Annotated in this window: 18 protein-coding genes and 1 tRNA gene; 14 read left to right on the forward strand and 5 right to left on the reverse strand. The window is 70.5% G+C overall.

The genetic code is table 11. The annotated features are described in order from the left end of the window. Entirely contained in the window at positions 1–411 is a 411-nt protein-coding gene (gene msrB, locus AC3IF1_RS14930) for a peptide-methionine (R)-S-oxide reductase MsrB (protein WP_489218221.1), read from the forward strand. Between the two features lie 374 nt (positions 412–785). Beyond that, on the forward strand, positions 786–1,808 hold the full coding sequence (locus AC3IF1_RS14935; protein WP_489218222.1) for a hypothetical protein: 1,023 nt from the start codon (positions 786–788) through the stop codon (positions 1,806–1,808). Between the two features lie 107 nt (positions 1,809–1,915). Here AC3IF1_RS14935 and AC3IF1_RS14940 read toward each other — a convergent pair whose 3' ends face one another. Next, positions 1,916–2,338 carry a L,D-transpeptidase gene (locus tag AC3IF1_RS14940; protein WP_489220395.1) on the reverse strand — a complete coding sequence of 141 codons (423 nt, stop codon included), beginning with the start codon at positions 2,336–2,338 and terminating at the stop codon, positions 1,916–1,918. Positions 2,339–2,591: 253 nt separating this feature from the next. Here AC3IF1_RS14940 and AC3IF1_RS14945 point away from each other — a divergent pair, with 253 nt between their 5' ends. The 8 genes from AC3IF1_RS14945 to metH all read left to right on the forward strand — a co-directional run bounded on the left by AC3IF1_RS14945 (position 2,592) and on the right by metH (position 14,411). Beyond that, on the forward strand, positions 2,592–3,965 hold the full coding sequence (locus AC3IF1_RS14945; RefSeq protein WP_243966495.1) for a dicarboxylate/amino acid:cation symporter: 1,374 nt from the start codon (positions 2,592–2,594) through the stop codon (positions 3,963–3,965). Beyond that, positions 3,965–4,885 (forward strand): ROK family protein, encoded by a 921-nt coding sequence (locus AC3IF1_RS14950; RefSeq protein ID WP_489218223.1) that lies wholly within the window; start codon positions 3,965–3,967, stop codon positions 4,883–4,885. Before AC3IF1_RS14945 ends, AC3IF1_RS14950 begins: the two co-directional genes overlap by 1 nt. A gap of 334 nt (positions 4,886–5,219) precedes the next feature. Beyond that, positions 5,220–6,971, forward strand: a complete 1,752-nt coding sequence (locus AC3IF1_RS14955) for a hydrogenase maturation protein (protein ID WP_489218224.1) — start codon at positions 5,220–5,222, stop codon at positions 6,969–6,971. Between the two features lie 112 nt (positions 6,972–7,083). Next, positions 7,084–7,980, forward strand: a complete 897-nt coding sequence (locus tag AC3IF1_RS14960; protein WP_489218226.1) for a bestrophin family protein — start codon at positions 7,084–7,086, stop codon at positions 7,978–7,980. A 106-nt stretch (positions 7,981–8,086) separates the two neighbouring features. Next, on the forward strand, positions 8,087–9,127 hold the full coding sequence (locus AC3IF1_RS14965) for an ArsR/SmtB family transcription factor (protein ID WP_489218227.1): 1,041 nt from the start codon (positions 8,087–8,089) through the stop codon (positions 9,125–9,127). A gap of 59 nt (positions 9,128–9,186) precedes the next feature. Beyond that, entirely contained in the window at positions 9,187–10,107 is a 921-nt protein-coding gene (gene metF, locus AC3IF1_RS14970; protein ID WP_243966505.1) for a methylenetetrahydrofolate reductase [NAD(P)H], read from the forward strand. 46 nt (positions 10,108–10,153) lie between these two features. Then, positions 10,154–10,405: a hypothetical protein gene (locus AC3IF1_RS14975; protein ID WP_489218228.1), complete on the forward strand. Its 252-nt coding sequence runs from the start codon at positions 10,154–10,156 to the stop codon at positions 10,403–10,405. Between the two features lie 253 nt (positions 10,406–10,658). Beyond that, on the forward strand, positions 10,659–14,411 hold the full coding sequence (metH, locus tag AC3IF1_RS14980; RefSeq protein ID WP_489218229.1) for a methionine synthase: 3,753 nt from the start codon (positions 10,659–10,661) through the stop codon (positions 14,409–14,411). Between the two features lie 237 nt (positions 14,412–14,648). Here the strand turns inward: metH and AC3IF1_RS14985 are convergent, their stop codons facing one another. Genes AC3IF1_RS14985 through AC3IF1_RS15000 form a run of 4 tightly spaced genes read right to left on the reverse strand, consistent with a single transcriptional unit; the run spans position 14,649 to position 19,569 of the window. Next, on the reverse strand, positions 14,649–15,653 hold the full coding sequence (locus tag AC3IF1_RS14985; RefSeq protein ID WP_489218230.1) for an SMP-30/gluconolactonase/LRE family protein: 1,005 nt from the start codon (positions 15,651–15,653) through the stop codon (positions 14,649–14,651). A 48-nt stretch (positions 15,654–15,701) separates the two neighbouring features. Beyond that, positions 15,702–17,432 carry an L-arabinonate dehydratase gene (gene araD, locus AC3IF1_RS14990; protein ID WP_489218231.1) on the reverse strand — a complete coding sequence of 577 codons (1,731 nt, stop codon included), beginning with the start codon at positions 17,430–17,432 and terminating at the stop codon, positions 15,702–15,704. 16 nt (positions 17,433–17,448) lie between these two features. Next, positions 17,449–18,795: an MFS transporter gene (locus AC3IF1_RS14995; protein ID WP_489218232.1), complete on the reverse strand. Its 1,347-nt coding sequence runs from the start codon at positions 18,793–18,795 to the stop codon at positions 17,449–17,451. A gap of 54 nt (positions 18,796–18,849) precedes the next feature. Then, a complete protein-coding gene (locus AC3IF1_RS15000; RefSeq protein WP_243966529.1) occupies positions 18,850–19,569 on the reverse strand; it encodes a ribonuclease activity regulator RraA in 720 nt (239 codons plus the stop codon). Between the two features lie 179 nt (positions 19,570–19,748). On the opposite strand from AC3IF1_RS15000, the gene AC3IF1_RS15005 reads away from it, so the two are divergent. The 4 genes from AC3IF1_RS15005 to AC3IF1_RS15020 all read left to right on the forward strand — a co-directional run bounded on the left by AC3IF1_RS15005 (position 19,749) and on the right by AC3IF1_RS15020 (position 23,976). Continuing rightward, a complete protein-coding gene (locus tag AC3IF1_RS15005) occupies positions 19,749–20,438 on the forward strand; it encodes a GntR family transcriptional regulator (RefSeq protein WP_489218233.1) in 690 nt (229 codons plus the stop codon). Between the two features lie 118 nt (positions 20,439–20,556). Further along, complete coding sequence (locus AC3IF1_RS15010) at positions 20,557–22,227, forward strand: thiamine pyrophosphate-binding protein (protein WP_489218234.1); 1,671 nt, start codon at positions 20,557–20,559, stop codon at positions 22,225–22,227. Between the two features lie 36 nt (positions 22,228–22,263). After that, a complete protein-coding gene (locus AC3IF1_RS15015) occupies positions 22,264–23,841 on the forward strand; it encodes an aldehyde dehydrogenase (NADP(+)) (protein ID WP_489218235.1) in 1,578 nt (525 codons plus the stop codon). A 60-nt stretch (positions 23,842–23,901) separates the two neighbouring features. After that, positions 23,902–23,976: transfer RNA gene (locus tag AC3IF1_RS15020), tRNA-Gln, on the forward strand. The last annotated feature ends 41 nt before the right edge of the window (positions 23,977–24,017 follow it).

Raw genomic sequence — 24,017 nt, forward strand, 5'->3', positions numbered from 1 at the left:
ATGGCGGATACGCCGACCACCAGCCCCGATACCCGCAGCGACACCGAGTGGCGCGACGTCCTCACGCCGGAGCAGTACCGGGTCCTGCGCGAGCACGGCACCGAGCGGGCCGGCACGAGCTGCCTGCTCGCCGAGAAGCGCCCCGGCACCTTCACCTGCGCCGGATGCGGGCAGCCGCTGTTCGAGCAGGGCACCAAGTTCGAGTCCGGCACCGGCTGGCCGAGCTTTTTCGAGCCCCTCGACGGGGCCGTCGCGACCACGGTGGACCGCAGCCACTGGATGGTCCGCACCGAGGTGCATTGTGCCCGCTGCCAGGGCCATCTCGGCCACGTCTTCGACGATGGCCCCGCCCCGACCGGGTTGCGCTACTGCATGAACGGCGCGGCGATGACCTTCGAGCCGGCGGCCTGAGCGCCGGCCACCGAAGGGGAGACCGGTGGGGCGCAAGCGGGCGCGTCGAGGCAAGGATACGGATCCGGTTTAACCTGGGTTGAGAAAACCGGGCGCGGATGCGGGATATCGGGGATAGGAATCGGCCTGACCGAGTCCTGGCCTCGGTCCGGTCTTGATTTCGTCGCGTTTTTGCTTAGCGCTCTATTCTCTCATGTTGTCGCCGCTCGGAGTTTGGCGAAGGAAGCGGTTGGGTACGGGCGAATACGGCGTTGCGGTCCAGCTTGTACGCCGCTCGCTGCCGTTCCACTTGCGTCCTCAAGCCCGGGCTGGCGGCCCGGAGGGTGTCCGCCGGATCGGCGCGCCGCCGACCAAGCGGGAGGGGTATTGAGTTCATGAGCACCGTTCGCCGATTTCTGGTCGCCCCGTCCCTGGTCCGCCTGATCCGCAAGGAGCGCGGCGGCGCCCGCATCACCGAGGGGCACTTCGCGCCGCAGGGCGGCCGGGCCTCCTTCGTGCGGGTCGACGGGCAGCTATGCCAGCTGGTGCTGGTCAACAAGGGGCCCGACGGGATCCCGGTCGAGGAGCGCACCGACGTGCCGCGCGCCCACGGCGACGCGCTGCTCGACGTGTGCCCCGGCAAGGCCGCCTATGACCGCACCACCCTGAATGTCGGCGGGCGCGAGATCGCCATCGACCGCTATGTCAGCCCCGGTAGCCTGGATCTGATCAGCATCGCCTTCGACAACGACGGCGAGGCGGCGGGCTTCCACGCGCCGAACTGGTTCGGGCGCGAGGTCAGCGCCGATCCGAGCTTCGAGCGGCAATCCCTGGCGATCCAGGGCGTCCCCGCCGCCGAGGAGGTCCCCCTGAATAACGCCGCCCTGGACGCGGTGCTCGATCTGATCGAGCCGCGCTTCGGCTTCGGTCGCTACGGCAGCAGCGCCCGGTCCGCGGAATCCGACGAGGGCGCCCTCGGCGCGATGCGCCGGATCGTGACGCCGGCCCCGGCCGCCCCGGTCCAGGCGGCCCCCGCCGTCGCGGCTGCAGCCCCCGCACCGGAACCCGCGGAGCCCGCGCCCATGCCCGCGGCAGCGATGCCCGTGGCGGCGATGCCCGCCGAGCCGATCCCCGAGCCCCATGTCGAGCCGGAGCCGCATCCGGCGCCCGCCCCGGAGCCCCTCCACCACGAGGCCCCCGCGGCCCAGGCCGCCCCTCCGGACATGCCGCGCGGGGATGCCCTGCACGGCGACACCCGCATCGACGACGTGATCGAGAGCCTGTCGCAGGCGCTCGGCGCGGCGATCCATCAGCAGCCGGAACACGGGGCCGAGTCCAAGGACGCCAAGGGTGACGAGGCCGGGTCGATGTTCGAGCGCTGGACCGTGCGTCCCCGCCGGACCCAGCAGCAGACCTGAACCTCGGGCCGGCGCGGACGCCGCTATCGGGGCTGCGGCGCACGATGCGCCGCAGCCCTTTTTCATGCCGGATCGGCGGCGGCGCTCGGGCCGCCGGCGCAACCGTCTCAGTTGCGGATCACCACCGCCGCCCCGCCGCGGTTGCGGGCGAGCTGGAACAGGGCGGCCGCGTGGCCCGGCGACAGGCGGATGCAGCCGTGGCTCGCCCGGCGCCCGAGGGCGCCCGTCGCGTAGGTGCCGTGGATCGCGTAGCCGCCGCGGAAGAACATGGCGTGCGGCATCGGCGAGCCGTGATACTTGTGCGAGCGCCACATCGGCGCCATCAGCCCGACCCGGAACCGGCCGTTCGGCGTGACGTAGCCGCTCCGGGCGGTGGAGACCGGCCAGTCATAGGCGGGATAGCCGTCGACGAAGACGCGCATCCGCTGGTTCGATTGGTCGATCCGCGCGACGACCCCGGCCGTCGCCGGAGCGGACAAGACACAGGCCAGGAGGCCGCCGAGCAACGCGGTCCCGGCCCAATGACGCATAGCCACGGAACACCTCCGAAAAGCCTCTGAAAGCCGCTGGACGGACGGCCAAATCCGGCGGGGTTGGAAAAATAACCGCGCTTTCCGGGATGAGCGCGATTATCGAATTGCAAAAGTACTTCGCGGCGGGAATCGACAGGTTTTTGTCACGATTGGTTCCCCGCAGATTACCGAGCGACCGTTGAGGCGCGGGACGATAGTCGCTAGCGTGCCGGCACAGCGGGAGGGTGCGCGGCAGTCGCACGGGATGGATATGGCACAGGCAATCCACGCGACAGGTTCGGCCGCAGCGCCCCGGGAGCCCTGGTACAAGGTCCTCTACATCCAGGTGCTGATCGCCATCGCGCTCGGCGTGCTGCTCGGCTGGTACGATCCCGCCACCGGCAAGGCGATGAAGTGGCTCGGCGACGCCTTCATCGGCCTGATCAAGATGATGATCGCGCCGATCATCTTCTGCACCATCGTGCACGGCATCGCGTCAGTGGGCGACCTCAAGAAGGTCGGCCGCGTCGGCGTGAAGGCGCTGGTCTATTTCGAGCTGGTCTCCACCCTGGCCCTGCTGGTCGGCGTGCTGGTCGGCGAGGTGATCCGGCCCGGCGCCGGCTTCAACGCCGATCCGTCGAAGCTCGATGCCAGCAAGGTCGCCTCCTACGCCAACAAGGCCGCGGCCGATTCCACCGTCGCCCACATCCTGGCGATCATCCCGAAGAGCTTCTTCGATCCCTTCGCCACCGGCGACCTGCTGCAGGTGCTGCTGATCTCGATCCTCACCGGCGTCGTGGTGACCGGCCTGGGCGAGCGCGCCTCCGCGGTGAACCACGTGATCGACACCGCCGGCCAGATCTTCTTCAAGATCATCGGCATCGTGGTGAAGCTCGCGCCCATCGGCGCCTTCGGCGCGATGGCGTTCACGATCGGCGAGTACGGCATCCAGAAGGTCTACGACCTCGCCTGGCTGGTCGGCACCTTCTACGCCACCGCCATCCTGTTCGTGCTGGTGGTGCTCGGGGCGATCGCCCGGGTGGCGGGCTTCTCGATCCTGCGCTTCCTCGCCTACATCAAGGACGAGCTCTTGATCGTGGTCGGCACGTCCTCCTCCGAGACGGTGCTGCCGCAGCTCATGACCAAGATGCGCCGGCTCGGCGCCTCGGATTCGGTGGTCGGCCTCGTGGTCCCGACGGGCTACTCGTTCAACCTCGACGGCACCAACATCTACATGACCCTGGCCACGCTGTTCCTGGCCCAGGCCGTCGGGGCGGACCTGACCTTCGCGCAATACGCGACGATCATCCTGGTGGCGATGCTGACCTCGAAGGGCGCCTCGGGCGTCACCGGCGCGGGCTTCATCACCCTGGCGGCGACGCTCTCGGCGATCCCCAACAGCCCGGTCCCAGTCGCCGCGATGACCCTGGTGCTCGGCATCGACAAGTTCATGTCCGAGTGCCGCGCGCTTACCAACCTCGTGGGCAACGGCGTCGCCTGCGTGGTGGTCAGCCGCTGGGAGGGCGAGCTCGACGTCGCCAAGCTCAACGAGGTCATGGCCCACCCGATCTCCATCGGCACCCACATCGCCGACGAGGCGCCCCAGCCGATGGCGACCGACGGCAAGGTCGCCGCCGCCGAGTGATGGGACCGCCCAGGGGTCGGGCGCGCCTCGGCATCGATCTCGGCGGCACCAAGATCGCCGGCATCGTCCTGGGCCATGACGGCGCGACGCTGGCCGAGGCGCGGGTCGCCGCCCCGCGCGGCGCTTACCGGGCCACCGTCGAGGCCGTGGCCGCCCTGGCCCTGCGGCTCGAAGCCGAGGCGGGGACGGCCTGCACCGTCGGTATCGGCATGCCGGGGAGCCTGTCCCCGGCCACCGGCCGCGTGCGCAACGCCAATTCGCATTGGCTCAACGGCCAGGCGTTCGGGACGGATCTCGCGCGGCTTCTGGCGCGGCCGTTGCGGATCGAGAACGACGCCAACTGCCTGGCGGTCTCGGAGGCGATCGACGGCGCCGGGGCCGGCGCGCGGGTGGTCTGGGCGGTGATCCTCGGCACCGGTGTCGGCTCGGGCATCGCCGTCGACGGGCGGGTGCTCACGGGCCGCAACGGCATCGCGGGCGAGTGGGGCCACGGCCCGCTCCCCGGCGCACGCGACGACGAGCGCCCGGGTCCCCCCTGCTATTGCGGCCGGCGCGGCTGCCTCGAGACCTGGCTGTCCGGCCCCGGCCTCGCGGCCGACCACGCCCGGCAGTCCGGCGCAGGCCTCACCGCCGAGGCCGTCGTCGCCGCGGCGCGGGCGGGAGAGCCGGACGCGCAGGCGACGCTCGCGATCCACCTCGAACGGCTCGGGCGCGCGGCCGCGCAGGTGGTCAATCTCCTCGATCCGGACGTGATCGTGATCGGCGGCGGCCTGTCGCGGATCCCGGAACTGATCGCCGGCCTGCCCGGCGCGATCGCCCCCCACGTCTTCTCCGACGCCTTCGACACGCCGGTGCGGGCGAGCCTGCACGGCGATGCCTCGGGCGTGCGCGGGGCGGCGTGGCTGTGGGACGGCGATTGAGAGAGGGGCCGCCCCGTCGGTGGCGGGCACCCGCCAGGGACAGGGCCGGCCGTCGTTCAGGACGACGCCCCCGCCAGACCTTCCAAGATCTTTTGAAACACAGTTCCACGCATCTTCTTGCGCATCGATGCAACGCGGAGTAAAAATCCTCGTTGCTCCGATTCGCATGCGTTTGCCGTCGATTCGACAACAAACAAATTCGAGTAAAATAGTCAGTCTCGATACTATTTGTCTTATAACGACTTAAAAATACAAAAACAAAACCTTATGAGGGGGAAATCCGAGCGGGTTTAGGAAAAACGCCTCTCGGGGATTGTCGATGCGGGTTCTTTTAGTGTCGTCTGCTTTCAACAGCATGACGCAGCGGTTCTTCGTCGAATTGACCGACGCCGGCCATGAGGTTGCGGTCGAGATTTACGCCGGCGACGAGGGCCGTCTCGAGGGGGCGTTCGCGTCCTTCCGGCCGGACCTGACGATCGCTCCGTTCCTGACGCGTGCGATCCCCGAGCGGCTCTGGCGCGCGTACCTCACCCTGATCGTGCATCCGGGCGTCGAGGGCGACCGCGGGCCGTCGGCGCTCGACTGGGCCATCCAGGAGCGCTGGGACCGCTGGGGCGTCACCCTGCTGCAGGCCGAGGCCGAGATGGATGCCGGCCCGATCTGGGCGACGCGGACGTTCCCGCTGCGTCAGGCGCCCAAGAGCAGCGTCTACCGCCGCGAGGTGATCGACGGTGCGGTGGCCTGCCTGTGGGAGGCGATGGCCAACGTTCAGACGTCCGGGTTTGCACCGCGGCCGCTCGACTATTCCGCCCCGACCGCCCTCGGCCGCCTGCGCCCGTCCATGAAGCAGGCGGATCGCCGCATCGACTGGAGCCGGCATGCGACGGCCGAGGTGCTCGCGCGCATCCACGCGGCCGACGGGGTGCCGGGCGTCCTCGACGAGGTCTTCGGCAGAGCCGTCTACCTGCACGCCGCCTGCGCCGAGCCGCGCCTGCGGGGTGAGCCGGGCCAGGTGATCGCCCGGTCCGAGAGCGGTGCCCTCTGTCGCGCCACGGTCGACGGGGCGGTCTGGATCGGCCGGCTGAAGCCGAAGCAGGAGGGTGGCGGGATCAAGCGCGCCGCCGTCCAGGTGCTGGGCGATGCGCTCCCGGCGGACCTCCCCGTCGCCGCCGTCTCCGAGAAGCTCCCCTATCCGAACCCGGTCGAGGAGGTGCGGGGCGAGCGCGACGGCGACGTCCTCCGCCTGCGCTTCGACTTCCACAACGGCGCGATGAGCTCCGCGCAGTGCCGGTCGCTCCAGGCGGCATTCCGCCAGGCACGGGAACACGCGCCCAAGGTCATCGTACTCGCGGGCGGCGACGATCTCTGGTCGAACGGGATCCACCTCAACGAGATCGAGGCGAGTGCGGACGCCGCGGCGGAATCCTGGGCCAACATCGTGGCGATGGACGATCTGATCCGCGAGATCATCCTGGCGACCGACACGGTCGTGGTGGCGGCGGTCGGCCGCAACGTCGGCGCCGGCGGGGCGATCCTGCCGCTGGCGGCGGATTTCGTGCTGGTCCGCGAGGGCGTGGTGCTCAACCCGCATTACCGCAACATGGGCTGGCTGTACGGCTCGGAATACTGGACCTATCTGCTGCCCCGCCGGGTCGGATGGGAGCGGGCCGTCACGCTCACCGAGGCCTGCCTGCCGATCAGCGCCCGGCGGGCCGCGCAGATCGGCCTCGCCGACGAGGCGCTCGCCGGCGACGCGGCGGCGTTCGACCGGGCCGTGCAGGCCTTCGCCGCCGCCAGGGCGGGGGAGCACGCCGCGATCACCGGGCGCAAACAGGCGGCGCGCACCGCGGACGAGGCGCAGCGGCCGCTCGCCCACTATCGGCGCGCCGAGCTGACGCAGATGTACAGGAACTTCTACCAGCCGGATTCGCCCTATCACCGGGCCCGCAGCGCCTTCGTGTACAAGCGGCCTGCCTGCTGGTCTCCGGCCTCGGTGGCCATGCTGGCCGGCACGGCGGCGAACGAGACCGGCGCGTCGCCGCTCCCGGCACCCGGCGGCGTCTGCCTCGCAACCGCCGCGGAGTGATCCCGGGGATCGCTCCCGCGGGGCGCAGAGCCGGAGCGATCCGTCACCAAGATGGTCCTTGCCGGGACGGGGAGCGCGGGGCAGGAGGGCACGCCCAAGCCCCGAGCCCCCGATGATCGTCCGCACCCGGCCCAACCTGCTGACCCTGCTGTTCACCCTGCGCGGCTCGGTCCTGCCGCGGGTGGCGCCCAAACTCGCCGGCATCGTCGCGGTCTCCTGCGCGCTGGTCTGGGCGGAGGCGCGCTGGCCCGCTCTGTTCCCGGTGAGCGCCGGAGTCACGCCCTTCACGGTGGTCGGCCTCGCCCTCTCGATCTTCCTGAGCTTCCGCAACAACGCCTGCTACGAGCGCTGGTGGGAGGCCCGGAAGCACTGGGGCAGCCTGATCGGCGAGGTCCGCAACCTCGCCCGGATCCTGCCGGCGCTGCTGCCGGAGGGGGAGGCGGGGATCCAGCTCCGGCGCCTGTCGGCCTTCGCGCATGGCCTGCGGGCGCGCCTGCAAGACCGCGACGAGGCCGCGGCCGTGCGGGCGAAGGCCCCCGACGCGGACCTGTCCGGCCCTCACCCCACCGATGCGGTCCTGGCGGCGATCACCCGCGACCTCGCCGTGCTGACACAGGCCGGCCGGCTCAGCGACATCCAGTTCGGGATCCTGGAAGCCCGGATCGAGGCGCTGTCGGGGGTCCACACCGCCTGCGAGCGGCTGGCCAATACGCCGCTGCCCTTCGCCTACACGCTCCTGGTCTACCGCACCGCCTGGCTCTACTGCCTGCTCCTGCCGGTGGGGCTCGCGGGCTCCCTGGGCTGGGGGACGCCGATCGTGGTGGCGCTGGTCGGCTACACGTTCTTCGGCCTCGACGCCCTCGGGGACGAGCTCGAGGAGCCCTTCGGCACCGAGCCGAACGACCTGCCCCTCGACGCGATGGTCCGCACCGTCGACCGGATCGTCCACCACGCCCTGGGCGAGCCGATGCCGGAGCCGCTGGCGCCGGAGGGGTACTGGCTGCGGTGAGGCACGCGCGTTGCCCGCAGCCGACCGGCCCGGCTGTCCGCAGGCCCCGCCGCGGATCGCAAGATCGCGCTTGCGCCGCGGTCGAAACGCACATAAACATATCTTTATGTCTATCGAAGGACGGCAGCAGACGGGATCGATCCCTTTTTCCGAGGCCCTGGGCGTCCTGCGCGCGGCCGCCGAGGAGACGCGGCTGCGCATCCTGGCGCTGCTCGCCGAGGGCGAGCTGTCGGTCTCCGACCTCACCGACATCCTCGGCCAGTCGCAGCCGCGGATCTCGCGCCATCTCAAGCTGCTGGTGGAGGCCGGCCTCGTCGAGCGCCACCGGGAGGGGGCCTGGGCGTTCTTCCGTCTCTGCGAAGCCCGGGCCGAGCTCGCCGATCCGCTCCTGTCGGGGCTCGACCGGGCGGCACCGCCCCTCTCGGAGGATCGCGCCCGGCTCGACGCCGTCCGGGCGCAGCGGGCCGAGACGGCCCAGACCTTCTTCGCCCGGCTGGCACCGAAGTGGGATGAGCTGCGCTCCCTGCACATCTGCGAGACAATTGTCGAGGCGGCGGTGCTCGACGCGCTGGGCGAGCGCCCCATCGGCAGCCTGATCGATCTCGGCACCGGCACGGGGCGGATGCTCGGCCTGCTCGCGCCCCTCGCCGGGCGCGCCACCGGGCTCGATTCGAGCCACGCCATGCTGTCGGTCGCCCGGGCCAACCTGGAGCGGCGCGGCCTGTCGCGGGTCGACCTGCGGCAGGGCGACATCCACGCGCCGCCCTTCGCCCGGGCGAGCTTCGACCTCGTGCTGGTGCATCAGGTGCTGCACTACCTCGACGATCCGGCCCGGGCCCTGCGCGGCGCCGCGCGGCTCGTGGCCCCGGGGGGGCGGCTCCTGGTGGTGGATTTCGCACCCCACGAGCTGGAATTCCTGCGCACGGGCCAGGCGCACCGGCGGCTCGGCTTCTCGGCCGAGCAGGTCTCCGGCTGGCTCGCCGAGGCCGGACTCGCCACGATCACGACCCGCGATCTCGCGCCGCGCGAATCGGGTCAGCTCACCGTCACGCTCTGGCTGGCCCAGGACCGATGCGCGGAAGACGGCCTCGCCGATGATGGGCTGGCCGAGGACGACATCGAACAGCCCCGGCGCGCCGTCGCCTGAGACCCACCCCTCATCGCAGACCCTTCGTCTGAACCGATCGCCATAGAGGACGAGATCCGATGCGCCGCTCCACCCACCGCGCCAGCCGCGACGGCTACCACCCGATCCGCGTCTCGATCGAGTTCTTCCCGCCGAAGACCGACGAGATGGAGAAGATCCTCTGGGCCTCGATCGAGCGTCTGGCGCCGCTCCAGCCGAGCTTCGTCTCGGTGACCTACGGGGCCGGCGGCTCGACCCGGGAGCGCACCCACAACACGGTCGCCCGGATGGTCGGCGAGACCAGCCTGAAGCCGGCCGCCCATCTCACCTGCGTGGACGCCTCCCGCGAGGAGATCGACGCGGTGGTGCAGTCCTACTGGGACGCGGGCGTGCGCCACATCGTGGCGCTCCGCGGCGATCCGGCCGAGGGCGTCGGACACGCCTACCGGCCCCATCCGGAGGGCTACGCCTCGACCGCCGAGCTGGTCGAGGGGATCAAGCGCATCGGCGACTTCAAGGTCTCGGTCTCGGCCTACCCGGAGAAGCACCCCGAGGCGGCCTCCCTCGACGCCGACATCGACGCCCTGAAGGCCAAGGTCGATGCCGGGGCCGACCAGGCGATCACCCAGTTCTTCTTCGAGAACGAGATCTACCTGCGTTACCTGGAGAAGGTCCGGGCCGCCGGGATCACGATCCCGATCATCCCGGGCATCCTGCCGGTGCAGAACTTCAAGCAGGCGGCGAACTTCGCCCGCCGCACCGGCGCCTCGGTCCCGTACTGGCTGGCCGCCCGGTTCGAGGGGCTGGAGCACGACGTCGAGACCCGCCGCCTCGTCGCCGGCGCGGTGGCGGCCGAGCAGGTGCTCGACCTCGTGGACGAGGGGGTCAACGACTTCCACTTCTACTCGATGAACCGCTCCGACCTCGTCTACGCGATCTGCCACCTGCTCGGCCTGCGCGCGCAGGCGCCGAAGCTGGCGGCCGCCAAGGCGGCGGCTTAAATTCAGGCGGCGCGCACCGTGCGGGCGCGGCATGGGGTTGTTCGCGATGGCCGAGCCGCAGGATATGATTCTTCCGCTCCTTCGGGAGATGAGGACGGAGATGCATACAGGTTTCGAACGCGTCGCAAGGAAACTTGAAGACCACGACGTGCGCTTCGATAAGCTCGAGCGGCGCTTCGACAATCTACGCCAGGCCGTGAACGGCGAATCGATCCTCGGCCGCTACGCCGCTGCGGAAGTGGAGGAGCGCCTGGAGGCGATCGAGAAGCGCCTCGCGGCCCTGGAAAAGACGGGCTGACCGCACGACGAGGCCACGTCGAAGCGGCGCACCGTCCAGGCGGCGTCGCTCCGCTTGCAGAAACGGAACTGTGCCCGGGCCGACCGCCCGGGCACGCACGAGAGACCGAAGAATCTACCCTCAACCTCATCCTGAGGTGCCGCGCGAGCGGCCTCGACGGAGAGCTCCAGGGATCGACACGACATCTGGAGACCTCCTGCGAGGCCTTCTCCGCTGCGGCACCTCAGGGCGAGGTGGCCGATGGGATGACCCGATGACCGATTTTCCCCCCGTCGACGGCACCGAGATCGCGCAGGCGCTGCGCCAGCGCGCGGCCGAGAAAATCCTCGTCCTCGACGGGGCGATGGGCACGGTGATCCAGCGCCTCAAATTCTCGGAAGAAGACTTTCGCGGGGACCGGTTCACGGATCACGGCCACGATCAGAAGGGCAACAACGACCTCCTGATCCTGACCCAGCCCGACGCGATCCGGCAGATCCACCTCGACTACTTCCTGGCCGGCGCCGACGTCTGCGAGACCAACACCTTCTCGGGCACCACCATCGCCCAGGCCGATTACGGCATGGAATCGATCATCCACGAGCTGAACGCCACCGGCGCGCGGCTCGCCCGGGAAGCGGCCCAGCTTGCCGAAAAGCAGGACGGCCGCCGCCGCTTCGTGGCCGGCGCCATCGGCCCGACGAACCGCACCCTGTCGATCTCCCCGGACGTGAACAATCCCGGCTTCCGGGCCGTCACCTTCGATCAGGTGAAGCAGGCCTACGTGGAGCAGGTCCGCGGCCTGATCGACGGCGGCGCCGAGCTGATCCTGATCGAGACCATCTTCGACACGCTGAACGCCAAGGCGGCGGTGGCGGCGGCCTGGCAGGTCTTCGACGAGACCGGCATCCGCTTACCCGTCCAGATCTCCGGCACGATCACGGATCTCTCCGGCCGCACCCTGTCGGGCCAGACCCCGGCGGCCTTCTGGCACGCCCTGCGCCATTCCGATCCGCTGACCTTCGGCCTCAATTGCGCGCTGGGCGCCCGCGAGATGCGCGGCCACATCGCCGAGCTGTCGCGGATCTGCGACACCCTGGTCTGCGCCTATCCGAATGCCGGCCTGCCGAACGAGTTCGGCCTCTACGACGAGAGCCCGGAGGCGATGGGCAAGCTGGTCGGCGAGTTCGCCGAATCCGGCCTCGTCAACATGGTCGGCGGCTGCTGCGGCACGACCCCGGACCACATCCGCGCGATAGCCGAGGCGGTCGCCGGCAAGGCGCCGCGGCCGATCCCCGAGATCCCGCGCCTGATGCGGCTCTCGGGGCTGGAGCCCTTCGTCCTCACGAAGGAAATTCCCTTCGTGAACGTCGGCGAGCGCACGAACGTCACCGGCTCGGCCAAATTCCGCAAGCTCATCACCAACGGCGATTACGCCGCCGCGCTGGACGTCGCCCGCGACCAGGTCGCCGCCGGCGCCCAGGTGATCGACGTCAACATGGACGAGGGCCTGCTCGACTCGCAGAAGGCGATGGTCGAGTTCCTGAACCTCGTCGCCGCCGAGCCCGACATCGCCCGGGTGCCCGTGATGGTCGATTCCTCGAAGTTCGAGGTGATCGAGGCGGGCCTGAAGTGCATCCAGGGCAAGCCGATCGTGAACTCGATCTCCATGAAGGAGGGCGAGGCGAAGTTCATCCACGATGCCAAGATCTGCCGCTCCTACGGCGCCGCCGTGGTGGTGATGGCCTTCGACGAGAAGGGGCAGGCCGACACGCAGGCGCGCAAGGTCGAGATCTGCACCCGCGCCTACCGGATCCTCACCGAGCAGGTCGGCTTCCCCCCCGAGGACATCATCTTCGACCCGAACATCTTCGCGGTCGCCACCGGCATCGAGGAGCACAACAACTACGGCGTCGACTTCATCGAGGCGACGCGGGAGATCCGCGCGACCCTGCCGCACGTCCACATCTCGGGGGGCGTCTCGAACCTGTCCTTCGCGTTCCGCGGCAACGAGCCGGTGCGCGAGGCGATGCACGCGGTGTTCCTGTACCACTGCATCCAGGCCGGGATGGACATGGGCATCGTCAATGCCGGCCAGCTCGCCGTCTACGACGAGATCCCCGCGGAGCTGCGCGCGCTCTGCGAGGACGTGGTCCTCAACCGCCGCGAGGATTCCACCGAGCGCCTGCTGGACTCGGCCGAGCGGTTCAAGACCGGGGCCTCGGCCCAGGCCAAGACCGCCGACCTCACCTGGCGCGAGGCCCCGGTGGCCAAGCGCATCGAGCACGCCCTGGTCAACGGCATCACCGAATACATCGTCGCCGATACCGAGGAGGCGCGGCAGGGCGTGGCGCGGCCGCTCCACGTGATCGAGGGCCCGCTGATGTCCGGCATGAACGTGGTCGGCGACCTGTTCGGCGCGGGCAAGATGTTCCTGCCGCAGGTGGTGAAGTCCGCCCGGGTGATGAAGCAGGCGGTCGCCTATCTCGAGCCCTACATGGAGGCCGAGAAGCTGGCCAATGGCGGCGACGGCAAGCGCCAGGCCGCCGGCAAGGTGCTGATGGCCACCGTGAAGGGCGACGTCCACGACATCGGCAAGAACATCGTCGGCGTCGTGCTCGCCTGCAACAACTACGAGATCATCGATCTCGGCGTGATGGTGCCGGCGGCCAAGATCCTGGAGACCGCCAAGCGCGAGAAGGTCGACATCGTCGGCCTGTCCGGCCTGATCACCCCGTCGCTGGACGAGATGGTCCACGTGGCCGGCGAGATGGAGCGCGAGGGCCTCGACGTGCCGCTCCTGATCGGCGGTGCCACCACGAGCCGCGTCCACACGGCGGTGAAGATCCACCCGGCCTATGCAAGGGGGCAGGCGGTCTACGTCACCGACGCGAGCCGCGCGGTCGGCGTGGTGTCGAGCCTGATCTCCCAGGAGACCCGCGGCGCCACGATCGAGAAGGTCCGGGCCGAGTACGCCAAGGTCTCCGCCGCCCATGCCCGCTCGGAACTCGACAAGCAGCGGCTGCCCCTGACGAAGGCCCGGGCCAACGCCTTCAAGATCGACTGGTCCGGCTACGCGCCGGCCAAGCCCAGCTTCACCGGCACCCGGGTCTACGGTTCCTACGAGGTCGCCGACCTCGTCCCCTACATCGACTGGACGCCGTTCCTGCAGACCTACGAGTTCAAGGGCCGCTTCCCGGCGATCCTGGATGACCCGGACCAGGGTCCGGCCGCCCGCGCCCTCTACGAGGATGCGCAAGGTATGCTGAAGCAGATCGTGGCGGAGCGCTGGTTCAACCCGAAGGCAGTGATCGGCTTCTGGCCGGCCAACAGCGTCGGCGACGACATCGCGCTCTACACGGGGGAGAGCCGGCAGGAGCGGCTCGCGACCTTCCACGGCCTGCGCCAGCAGCTCTCGAAGCGTGACGGCCGGCCCAACACCTGCCTGTCGGACTTCGTGGCCCCGGCCGAGACCGGCATCGCCGACTATGTCGGCGGCTTCGTGGTCACGGCGGGGCTGGAGGAGGTGCGCATCGCCGAACGCTTCGAGCGGGCGAACGACGATTACCGGGCGATCCTGGTGAAGGCGCTGGCCGACCGCATCGCCGAGGCCTTCGCCGAGCGGATGCACGAGCGGGTGCGCCGGGAGTTCTGGGGCTACGCGCCGGAGGAGAGCTACACGCCGGCGGAGTTGGCCACCGAGCCCTATGCCGGCATCCGCCCGGCCCCAGGTTACCCGTCCCAGCCCGACCACACGGAGAAGACGCAGCTGTTCGATCTCCTGAAGGCTGAGAGCCGGATCGGGGTGAAGCTGACCGAATCCTACGCCATGTGGCCGGGCTCCTCGGTCTCGGGCCTCTACCTGGCGCACCCGCAGGCGCATTACTTCGGCGTCGCCAAGGTGGAGCGGGATCAAGTCGAGGATTACGCGGTCCGCAAGGGGATGGATCTCCGGGAGGTCGAGCGCTGGCTCGGCCCGATCCTGAACTACGACCCGGCGCGGTACCTGGCGGAAGCCGCCGAGTAAGGGCGGGGGCGTCGACCCCGCAACCCGTCATCGCGAGCGCAGCGAAGCGGCCCAGGGAAGCGCGACGCCGGAAGGCATGGTGCAACTGGATTGGTTCGCTCCGCTCGTAGAGACGAGGTCGGGCTCAGATTGAACCTGCGGGTCCTTTCCCGGGCGCATGCAGCGCTGGCGGAAGGCGAAGCTGGCCCCCCGCAGAAGCCTTCGCGGAAGCGATGATCCGGGTCGCAAAACTGGCCCTCAGCAGGTCCCCGCGCCCCGCGTATTCACGTACAGCGCGTACACCGAGTGTGTGGCCGTCATCAGCAACAGGTTGCGGTTGAGGCCGCCGAAGCACAGGTTGGCGCAGCGCTCGGGAAGGCGGATCCGGCCGATCAGCTTGGCCTGCGGCGAGAGCACGATCACCCCGTCCTCGGCCTCGCTCATGCCCCAGCCGCACCAGAGATTGCCGTCGCTATCGGCCCGGAACCCGTCCGGCGTGCCGGTGCCGGCGTCGTAGAACACCCGGCCGTTGGCGGTCCTGGTGCCGCCCTCGACCACGTCGTAGACGCGGATCAGGCGGTTGGGCTTGGCCCGGGCTTCGATGACGTAGAGCTTGGTCTCGTCCGGCGAGAAGCAGAGCCCGTTCGGCCCGGCCACGCCCTCGACCGCGACGCTGGCCTGTCCGGTCTTCGGATCGATCCGGTAGACGTTGGCGGGCAGCTCCGGCGCCGCCATCCCCTCGTGCGGATTCGGCCCGAAGGCCGGGTCGGTGAACCAGACGGCCCCGTCGGAGTGGCAGACCACATCGTTCGGCGAGTTGAGGGGCTTGCCGTCGAACCGGTCCAGCAGCGTGGTGAGGCTGCCGTCATGCTCGGTGCGGGTGACGCTCCGCGTCGTGTGCTGACAGGTGATCAGCCGGCCCTGCCGGTCGCGGGTGTTGCCGTTGGCGTAGTTCGACGGCTTGCGGAACACCGAGAGCGTGCCGGTCGCCTCCTCCCACTTCATGATTCGGTTGTTGACCACGTCGCTGAACAGCAGCGCACCCATATCGCCGAACCAGACCGGTCCCTCGGCCCAGCGGAAGCCGGTGGCGACGCGCTCCACCGTCGCCGAGGCGAGGCGGTACTTGGCAAACGCCGGGTCGAGCACCTCCACGGCCGGGTCGGGCACGCGCTGGGACGGCTCCCAGCCCGCCCCAGCCGCCCGCGCGGCTCCGAGCAGGGCTGCTCCGGCGAGCAGCCCCCTGCGTGCGATCATCGCCATGTCGCCTCCCTATCGTGTCGGCCCGCCGTTCTTCGACGGCTCGGCCTGTCAGTGAATCTCGGGTTCGGGGATGCCGCCCGCGCCCTCCAGGAAATCGAAGTCGCAGCCCTCGTGGGCCTGCCGCACGTGCTGGGCGAACAGCCGGTTGTAGCCGCGCGGATAGGCCCGGTCCGGCGGCCGGAACGCCGTCACCCGCTCGGCGATCGCCGCATCGTCGAGGTGCAGGTGGATCCGCCGCCCGGGCACGTCGACGGTGATGAGATCGCCGTTGCGCACCGCCGCGAGCGGCCCGCCGGCGGCCGATTCCGGCGAGACGTGCAGGATGCAGGCGCCGTAGCTCGTGCCGCTCATCCGGGCGTCCGAGATGCGGACCATGTCACGGATCCCCTGCCGGAGCAGGACCTTCGGGATCGGCAGCATGCCCCATTCCGGCATGCCGGGGCCGCCGATCGGGCCGGCATTGCGCAGGATCATCACATGGTCGGGGGTGACGTCGAGGTCGAGGTCGTTCACCGCCGCGTTCATGGAATCGTAATCGTCGAAGACCAGCGCCGGGCCGGTATGCTGCAGGAAGCGCGGGTCGGCGGCCGGCGGCTTGATCACGCAGCCGTCCGGGGCGAGGTTGCCGTAGAGGATCGCGGTGCCGCCGGTCGATACGATCGGCTGGTCCAGGGGTCGGATCACGTCGTCGTTGTAGACCCGGACACCCGCGAGCCCATCGCCGATCGTGCCGCCGGTCACCGAGCGGGCGTCGAGGTGGAGGAGGGGGGACAGGCGCGCCATCAGGGCGCGGATCCCGCCGGCGATGTGGAAATCCTCCATCAGCCACTGCCCGGAGGGGCGGAGATTGGCGATCACCGGCACACGCTGGGCGAACTCGTCGAACTCGGTGAGCTTGACCGGGATTCCGGCCCGGCCCGCCATGGCGACGAGGTGGATCATCGCGTTGGTCGAGCCGGCCAGCGCATTGTGGACCACCAGCGCATTGTCGATGGAGCGGCGGTCGAGGATGTCGGAGGGCTTCAGATCCTCCCAGATCATCTCCACGATCCGCCGGCCGCAGGCACCGGCCATGCGGGGATGGTCGGCATCCGCCGCCGGGATCGAGGCCGCGCCCGGCAGGCTGAGGCCCATCGCCTCGGTGATCGACGTCATGGTCGAGGCCGTGCCCATGGTCATGCAGGTGCCGGCCGAGCGGGCAATGCCGGCCTCCATGTCGTTCCATTCCTGGGTGGTGATATTGCCCGCCTCCTTCTCGGCCCAGTACTTCCACACGTCGGAGCCCGAGCCGAGGATCGTCCCGCCGGAATGCCCGCGCATCATCGGGCCGGCGGGAAGGAAGATGATCGGCAGGTTCATGGAGATGCCGCCCATCACGGTGCCGGGCGTGGTCTTGTCGCAGCCGCCCATCAGCACCGCGCCGTCGACCGGATGCTGGCGCAGCAGCTCCTCCACCTCCATGGCCAGGAGGTTGCGGTAGAGCATCGTGGTCGGCTTGACGAAGTTCTCGGACAGCGACAGCGCCGGCAACTCGATCGGGAAGCCGCCCGCCTGCCAGACGCCGCGCTTCACGTGCTCGACCCGCGCCTTGAAGTGCTGGTGGCAGGGGTTGATGTCGCTCCACGTGTTGATGATGCCGACCACCGGCTTGTCGCTGAAGTCGGCGCGCTCGTAGCCCATCTGGAGCATGCGCGAGCGGTGGCCGAAGCTGCGCAGGTCGGTGGCGCCGAACCAGCGCTGGCTGCGCAGCTCGCCGAGGGTCTTCTTGCGCGCGGTCATCGCGATCTCTCCGGTGTCACGCGTTCGGGCGGGCGGGGCGGACGGCGCCGGCCGTGCCCGCGGCGGAAGCCTGCCCGCGAACCGTCGCGAAGGCGAGGGCCGCCGAGGCCAGGGCGCAGCCCGCCAGGAAGTAGAGCCCGGCCTCGTAGGTGCCGGTGGTGTCCTTCAGCCAGCCCAGGACATAGGGGCCGACGAAGCCGCCGAGATTGCCCACCGAATTGATCAGCGCGATGCCGCCGGCCGCCGCCGGTCCGGACAGGAACTCCGCCGGCAGGGGCCAGAAGGCCGGCTTGGTGCCGTAGAGGCCGACGGTGGCCACCGACATCGCCGCGAGCGCCCAGAGGCTGCCGAGCAGCGGGCCGGAGGCGATCAGCCCGATCGCCGCCACGATCGCCGCGATCACGAAGTGCCAGCGCCGCTCGTTGCGCCGGTCCGACGACCAGCTCCAGGCGATCATGCCGACGGTGCCGATGACGTAGGGCAAAGCCGTGGCGAGCCCCGTCTCCCAATCGGTGAGCTTCAGGCTCTTGAGAATCGGCGGCATGAAGAAGGTGATGCCGTAGGTCGCCGTGACGATGGTGAAGTAGAGGGCCGCCAGCGTCAGCACGCGGGAGTCGGTCAGCGCCTGCCGGAGCGTGAAATGGCCGTGGGTCTTGACGGTGCTGCGGCGCTCGGCCTCCAGCGTGTCCTCCAGCCAGCGGCGCTCGTCCTCGGCGAGCCATGTCGCCTTGGCGGGCCGGTCGGTCATCAGCGCGAGCACCACGAAGGCCAGCACGATCGCGGGCGCGGCCTCGACGAGGAACAGCCACTGCCAGCCGTGGACGCCCATCACCCCGTCGAGCTGGAGCAGCGCCCCGGAGATCACCGCCGTCAGGGCGTTGGAGCCCGGCACCGCCAGGAACAGGGCCGCCACCACCCGGGCCCGGTATTTCCGCGGGAACCAGTAGGTGAAGTACAGGATCATGCCCGGGAAGAACCCGGCCTCGGCCACGCCGAGGAGGAAGCGCATCACCAGGAAGCTCACCGGGCCGGCGATGAAGGCCATGCCGCCCGCGACCAGACCCCAGGTGATCATGATCCGGGCGATCCAGATCCGCGCCCCGGTGCGCTCCAGCAGCACGTTGCTCGGCACCTCGAAGAAGAAGTAGCCGAGGAAGAAGATCCCCGCGCCCCAGCCGTACAGGGTGGCCGAGAAGCCGAACTCCCGGTTCAGGCCGAAGGAGGCGAAGCCCACATTCGTGCGGTCCATGTAGGCGATGAAGTAGATCACCACGATCAGCGGCAGGAGCCGCCACGAGACCTTGGAGATGGTCCGCCGCTCGATCTCCGGCGAAGCCGGGACCGCTGGAATGCCCGCCGCCATGGCGCCCTCCCTGTTCTGATCGTGCGTGTGTCGGCCCGGGGCCGGGGCCCGCCCTCAGCGGCCGGTCTGCGTCCGCCACGCGGCGAAATCGGCGAGGCTCTGCGCGTCGGTGGCCGGGTAGAGGCCGAGGATCGAGCGGCCCTTGCGCACCTCCTCGGTGACGAAATCCTCGTAGGCGGTCATCTCGACCGCCTCGGCGGCGACCTCGTCGGCGATATGGGCCGGGATCACCGCGACGCCGTCGCCGTCACCCACGATCACGTCGCCGGGGAAGACCGGGGCGTCGCCGCAGCCGATCGGCACGTTGATGTCGATCGCCTGGTGGATGGTGAGGTTGGTCGGCGCCGAGGGCCGCGCGTGGTAGCTCGGCATGGCGAGCGCCGCGATCTCGTCGGCGTCCCGGAAGCCGCCATCCGTCACCAGCCCGGCGCAGCCGCGCACCATCAGGCGCGTGGCCAGGATCGAGCCTGCCGAGGCGGCGCGGGCGTCCTTGCGGCTGTCGATCACGAACACGGCGCCGGGCGGGCATTCCTCCACGGCCTTGCGCTGCGGGTGCGCCCGGTCCCGGAACACCGTGATCGGGTTCAGATCCTCGCGGGCCGGCATGTAGCGCAGGGTGAAGGCCTCGCCGACCATGGTGGCGCCGCCCTTCTTGAGGGGCAGGACGCCCTGGATCATCTGATTGCGGAAGCCGCGCTTGTACAGGGCGGTCATCAGCGTCGCCGTGCTGACGGTCTTGAGCTTGGCGCGCGTCTCCTCGGACAGCCCCGACATCCGCTCGTCCTCCCCGATGGTCGTGTCGCCCGGCCGCGGGTTCCCGGGGAACCGCCGTGAGCGCCGACTGATATCTCAGGGGTTGAGTAGCACGCCGTTCCTCGCCATTGTCAACTCCTCGGCTTGGCGTCAGATCAATCCTGAAACCGACGGGGCGAGTATTGGCAGGATCGGAACTGGTGTCGATTGAAACGCGCGAGACGGGCCTCGCGGCGACGGGACGTCCGCGCTCCCTCGCGGAGACCGCCTACGACGCCATCGAGCAGATGATCATCAGCCGCCGCCTCGCCCCGGGGGCGATGGTCTCGGAGGGCGAATTGGGCGAGGAGCTGGCGCTCGGCCGCACCCCGGTCCGCGAGGCGCTGGCCCGCCTCAAGACCATCGGCTTCGTCGAGGTCCATCCGCGCCGCGGCGTGCTGGTCACCCCCGTCGACATCATCACGCATCTCGAACTGCTCGAGGTCCGGCGCCCCCTGGACGAGACGGTGGCCCGCTGCGTGATCGCGCGCGGCACGGACCAGGATCTCGCCGCGCTGGAGAAGGGGGTTGCCGGGCTGCTCGCCGCCGCCGGGGCCCGGGATCGGGAAACCTATTTCCGGACCAAGCGGGTGCTCCACGAGTCGATGGTCAAGGCCGCCCACAACGCCACCCTGACCAGCACCATGGCGGCGCTCCACGCCCAGTCCCGGCGCTTCTGGTACACCTACGAGCCGACCGCGAGCTTCCTCGATTGCGCCCGGATCCACGCGGGAATCGTGGCGGGCGTCGTGGCCCGCGACGCCGATACGGCGCTTTCCGGCATCGGGACGCTGTTCGACTTTCTCGACCAGATGACACGCAGGGCCCTCGACCGCCGGCCGCTGGTCTGACAGGTTGACGGCGATCCGGGGCTCTCTATCCTCGGCTGAGATATCACCGGCATCTCAGACCGGATGACGGGCCTTGTTCGGCCGAGGGCCGGACGGTGGGATCCCCAGGGAGGACGGCTTGAGCGGATTGCCCCCACGCACCGGCGCGCGCATTCTCGTCGATCAACTGCTGGCGCAGGGGGTCGCGCGCGTCACCTGCGTCCCGGGCGAGAGCTACCTCGCAGTGCTCGACGCGCTGCGCGACAGCGGCATCGACGTCCTGGTCTGCCGCCAGGAGGGGGGCGCCGCCATCATGGCGGAGGCCGCCGGCAAGCTCACCGGACGTCCGGGCATCTGCATGGTCACGCGCGGTCCCGGCGCCACCAACGCGTCGGCCGGAATCCACATCGCCCGCCAGGATTCGACGCCGATGATCCTGTTCGTCGGGCAGATCGCCCGGGGCATGCGCGACCGCGAGGCGTTCCAGGAGATCGACTATCGCCAGATGTTCGGCGGCGTCGCCAAATGGGCGGTGGAGATCGACGACGCGGCCCGCATCCCGGAGATTCTGGCCCGGGCCTTCCGGGTGGCCCTGCAAGGCCGGCCGGGCCCGGTGGTGATCGCCCTGCCGGAGGACATGCTCGACGACGTCGCTTCGGTCGGCGACGCCCCCCGCGTGGTCCCGGCCGAGCCCGCCCCGTCCCAGGCCGACGCGGAGCGCCTGCGGGCGATGCTGGCGGAGGCGCGGCGCCCGGTGGCGCTGCTGGGCGGCGCGCGCTGGAGCGCGGAGACCTGCGCGGCGCTCGCCGCCTGGGCGGAGCGCCACGACGTGCCGGTGGCGGTGTCGTTCCGCCGGGCGCAGCTCTTCCCCGCCGACCACCCGAACTTCGCCGGCGAGTTGGGGATCGGCCCGAACCCGGCGCTCCTCGCCCGGATCAAGGAGTCCGACCTGCTGCTCATGATCGGCGGACGCCTCTCCGAGATGCCGGCGCAATCCTACGGCCTGCTCGGCATCCCCGATCCCGGCCTGCCGCTGGTCCACGTCCATCCGGACCCGGCGGAACTCGGCCGGGTCTACCAGCCGGCCCTGGCGATCCAGGCGAGCCCGGCGGCGTTCTGCGCGGCCCTGCCGGAGTTTTCGCCCACCGGGAGCGGCCGCGCCGCCGAGGCCCACGCCGCCTATCGGGCGTGGTCTGAGACGCCCGAGCCGAAGCCGGGGGCCTTCCAGTACGGCGCGGCGATCACGTGGCTGCGGGAGCGGCTGCCGCCGGACGCGGTGATCTGCAACGGCGCCGGCAACTTCGCCACTTGGATCCACCGCTACTACCGGTTCCGCGCCTACGGCACGCAGCTCGCGCCGACCTCGGGCTCGATGGGCTACGGGCTGCCGGCCGCCGTGATGGCCAAGCGCAGCCATCCGGAGCGGATCGTCGTCGCGCTCGCGGGCGACGGCGACGTGATGATGACCGTGCAGGAATTCGCCACCGCCGTGCAGTACGGCGTCGCGATCCTCGTCGTCATCCTCGACAACGGCATGTACGGCACGATCCGGATGCACCAGGAGCATGAGTATCCCGGCCGGGTCTCGGCGACCGAACTGCGCAATCCCGATTTCGCGGCGCTCGCCCGGGCCTGCGGCGGGCACGGGGAGACGGTCGAACGGACCGAGGACTTCGCCCCCGCCTTCGAGCGCAGCCTCGCCTCGGGCCTGCCGGCGATGATCCATTGCCGCGTCGACCCCGAGGCGCTGACCCCGACCATGACCCTCGCGGCGATCCGCGCGAAGGCCCTGGCGGCCCAGCGGGGCTGACTGCCCGCCCGTATGCCAGACGAAGAGGACCAGCCCATGACCCTGCGCGGCGAGAACCTGATCGGCGCCGAGTCCCGGCGGGGAACCGAGGCGGCCTTCCGGGCCGTGGAGGCGGCGACCGGGCAATCCCTGGAGCCGGACTTCCCGGGGGCGGGCCCCGCCGACCTCGACCGGGCCTGCGCCCTGGCGGAGGCGGCCTTCGACACCTACCGCGAGACCGATCCGGAGACCCGGGCGGGCTTCCTGGAGGCGATCGCCGCGAACATCCTGGCGATCGGCGACGACCTCGTCACCCGCTGCATGGCGGAGACCGGTCTGCCCCGACCGCGGATCGAGGGCGAGCGCGCCCGGACCGCCGGGCAGCTGCGCCTGTTCGCCGGCGTGGTGCGCGAAGGCAGCGCCGTCGAGGCCCGCATCGACCCGGCCCTGCCGGACCGCACGCCGCTGCCGCGCCCGGACCTGCGCCTGCGACGCATCGCGGTCGGCCCGGTGGCGGTGTTCGGGGCGAGCAACTTCCCGCTGGCCTTCTCGGTGGCCGGCGGCGACACCGCCTCGGCGCTCGCGGCGGGCTGCCCGGTGATCGTCAAGGCGCATCCGGCCCATCCCGGCACCTCGGAACTGGTCGGCCGGGCCGTTCAGAAGGCGGTTGCCGCCTGCGGCCTGCCGGAGGGGGTGTTCTCGCTGCTCTTCGATGCCGGCCAGTCGATCGGGCAGGCGCTGGTGGCCGATCCCCGGATCGCCGCGGTGGGCTTCACCGGCTCGCGCCGGGGCGGCACGGCCCTGATGGCGATCGCGGCCGGACGCCCGACACCGGTCCCGGTCTACGCCGAGATGAGCAGCATCAACCCGGTGCTGCTGTTCCCGGGGGCGCTGGCGGAACGCGGCGCGGCGATCGGGCGGGCCTTCGCGGCCTCACTGACGCTGGGCGCCGGGCAGTTCTGCACCAATCCGGGCCTGGTCCTGGCGCTGCCGGGGCCGGGCCTCGACGCCTTCCTGGAGGCCGCCGGGGCGGCCCTGCGGGAGAGCCCGGCCGCGACCATGCTGACCCCGGGCATCCAGCGCGCCTATCGTGAGGGTGTCGCGCGCGTGTCCGGGCACGCGGCCGTCACGCGCCTCGCCGAAGGGCCGGACGGCACGGCCACGCAGGGCCGGGCCAGCCTGTTCGCCACCGATTCGGATGCCTTCCTGGCGGATCCGGCGCTGCAGGCGGAGATGTTCGGCGCCGCGGCGCTGGTCGTCCGCTGCCCGGATTTCGCCGCGATGCGCGCGGTGCTGGCGCATCTGGAGGGCCAGCTCACCGCTTCGCTCCACCTCGCCCCCGGGGACCATGCGGCCGCGCGCGACCTGCTGCCGCTCCTGGAGCGGCGGGTCGGGCGCATCCTGGTGGACGGCTTCGGGACCGGGGTCGAGGTGGCGCACGCCATGGTCCACGGCGGCCCCTACCCGGCGACCTCGGACGGGCGCACGACCTCGGTGGGCAGCCTCGCGATCGACCGGTTCCTGCGCCCGGTGAGCTATCAGGACGTCCCGGACGCCCTGCTGCCGCCGGCGCTCCAGGCGGCCAATCCGCTGGGCCTGCCCCGCCGGATCGACGGCGTCCCCGACCGCCGCTGAGGCGCCCGCCCAACGGCTTGCCAGGCAGGAGCGCGCCGTCTAGACAGCGACCGCCTGCATTGGGGCGTCGCCAAGTGGTAAGGCAGCGGTTTTTGGTACCGCCATTCCCAGGTTCGAATCCTGGCGCCCCAGCCAAGCTTTCGCTAAGTCATTGATCGGATTGCAGTCGGTTGTCA

Source organism: Methylobacterium sp. E-012, assembly GCF_057836545.1.

Bases quoted from the DNA above. Each gene is read 5' to 3' on its own strand.
- msrB (WP_489218221.1), top strand. From the start codon at position 1: ATGGCGGATACGCCGACCACCAGCCCCGATACCCGCAGCGACACCGAG.
- AC3IF1_RS14935 (WP_489218222.1), top strand. From the start codon at position 786: ATGAGCACCGTTCGCCGATTTCTGGTCGCCCCGTCCCTGGTCCGCCTG.
- AC3IF1_RS14940 (WP_489220395.1), bottom strand. From the start codon at position 2,338: ATGCGTCATTGGGCCGGGACCGCGTTGCTCGGCGGCCTCCTGGCCTGT.
- AC3IF1_RS14945 (WP_243966495.1), top strand. From the start codon at position 2,592: ATGGCACAGGCAATCCACGCGACAGGTTCGGCCGCAGCGCCCCGGGAG.
- AC3IF1_RS14950 (WP_489218223.1), top strand. From the start codon at position 3,965: ATGGGACCGCCCAGGGGTCGGGCGCGCCTCGGCATCGATCTCGGCGGC.
- AC3IF1_RS14960 (WP_489218226.1), top strand. From the start codon at position 7,084: ATGATCGTCCGCACCCGGCCCAACCTGCTGACCCTGCTGTTCACCCTG.
- AC3IF1_RS14965 (WP_489218227.1), top strand. From the start codon at position 8,087: ATGTCTATCGAAGGACGGCAGCAGACGGGATCGATCCCTTTTTCCGAG.
- metF (WP_243966505.1), top strand. From the start codon at position 9,187: ATGCGCCGCTCCACCCACCGCGCCAGCCGCGACGGCTACCACCCGATC.
- AC3IF1_RS14975 (WP_489218228.1), top strand. From the start codon at position 10,154: ATGGCCGAGCCGCAGGATATGATTCTTCCGCTCCTTCGGGAGATGAGG.
- metH (WP_489218229.1), top strand. From the start codon at position 10,659: ATGACCGATTTTCCCCCCGTCGACGGCACCGAGATCGCGCAGGCGCTG.
- AC3IF1_RS14985 (WP_489218230.1), bottom strand. From the start codon at position 15,653: ATGGCGATGATCGCACGCAGGGGGCTGCTCGCCGGAGCAGCCCTGCTC.
- araD (WP_489218231.1), bottom strand. From the start codon at position 17,432: ATGACCGCGCGCAAGAAGACCCTCGGCGAGCTGCGCAGCCAGCGCTGG.
- AC3IF1_RS14995 (WP_489218232.1), bottom strand. From the start codon at position 18,795: ATGGCGGCGGGCATTCCAGCGGTCCCGGCTTCGCCGGAGATCGAGCGG.
- AC3IF1_RS15000 (WP_243966529.1), bottom strand. From the start codon at position 19,569: ATGTCGGGGCTGTCCGAGGAGACGCGCGCCAAGCTCAAGACCGTCAGC.
- AC3IF1_RS15015 (WP_489218235.1), top strand. From the start codon at position 22,264: ATGACCCTGCGCGGCGAGAACCTGATCGGCGCCGAGTCCCGGCGGGGA.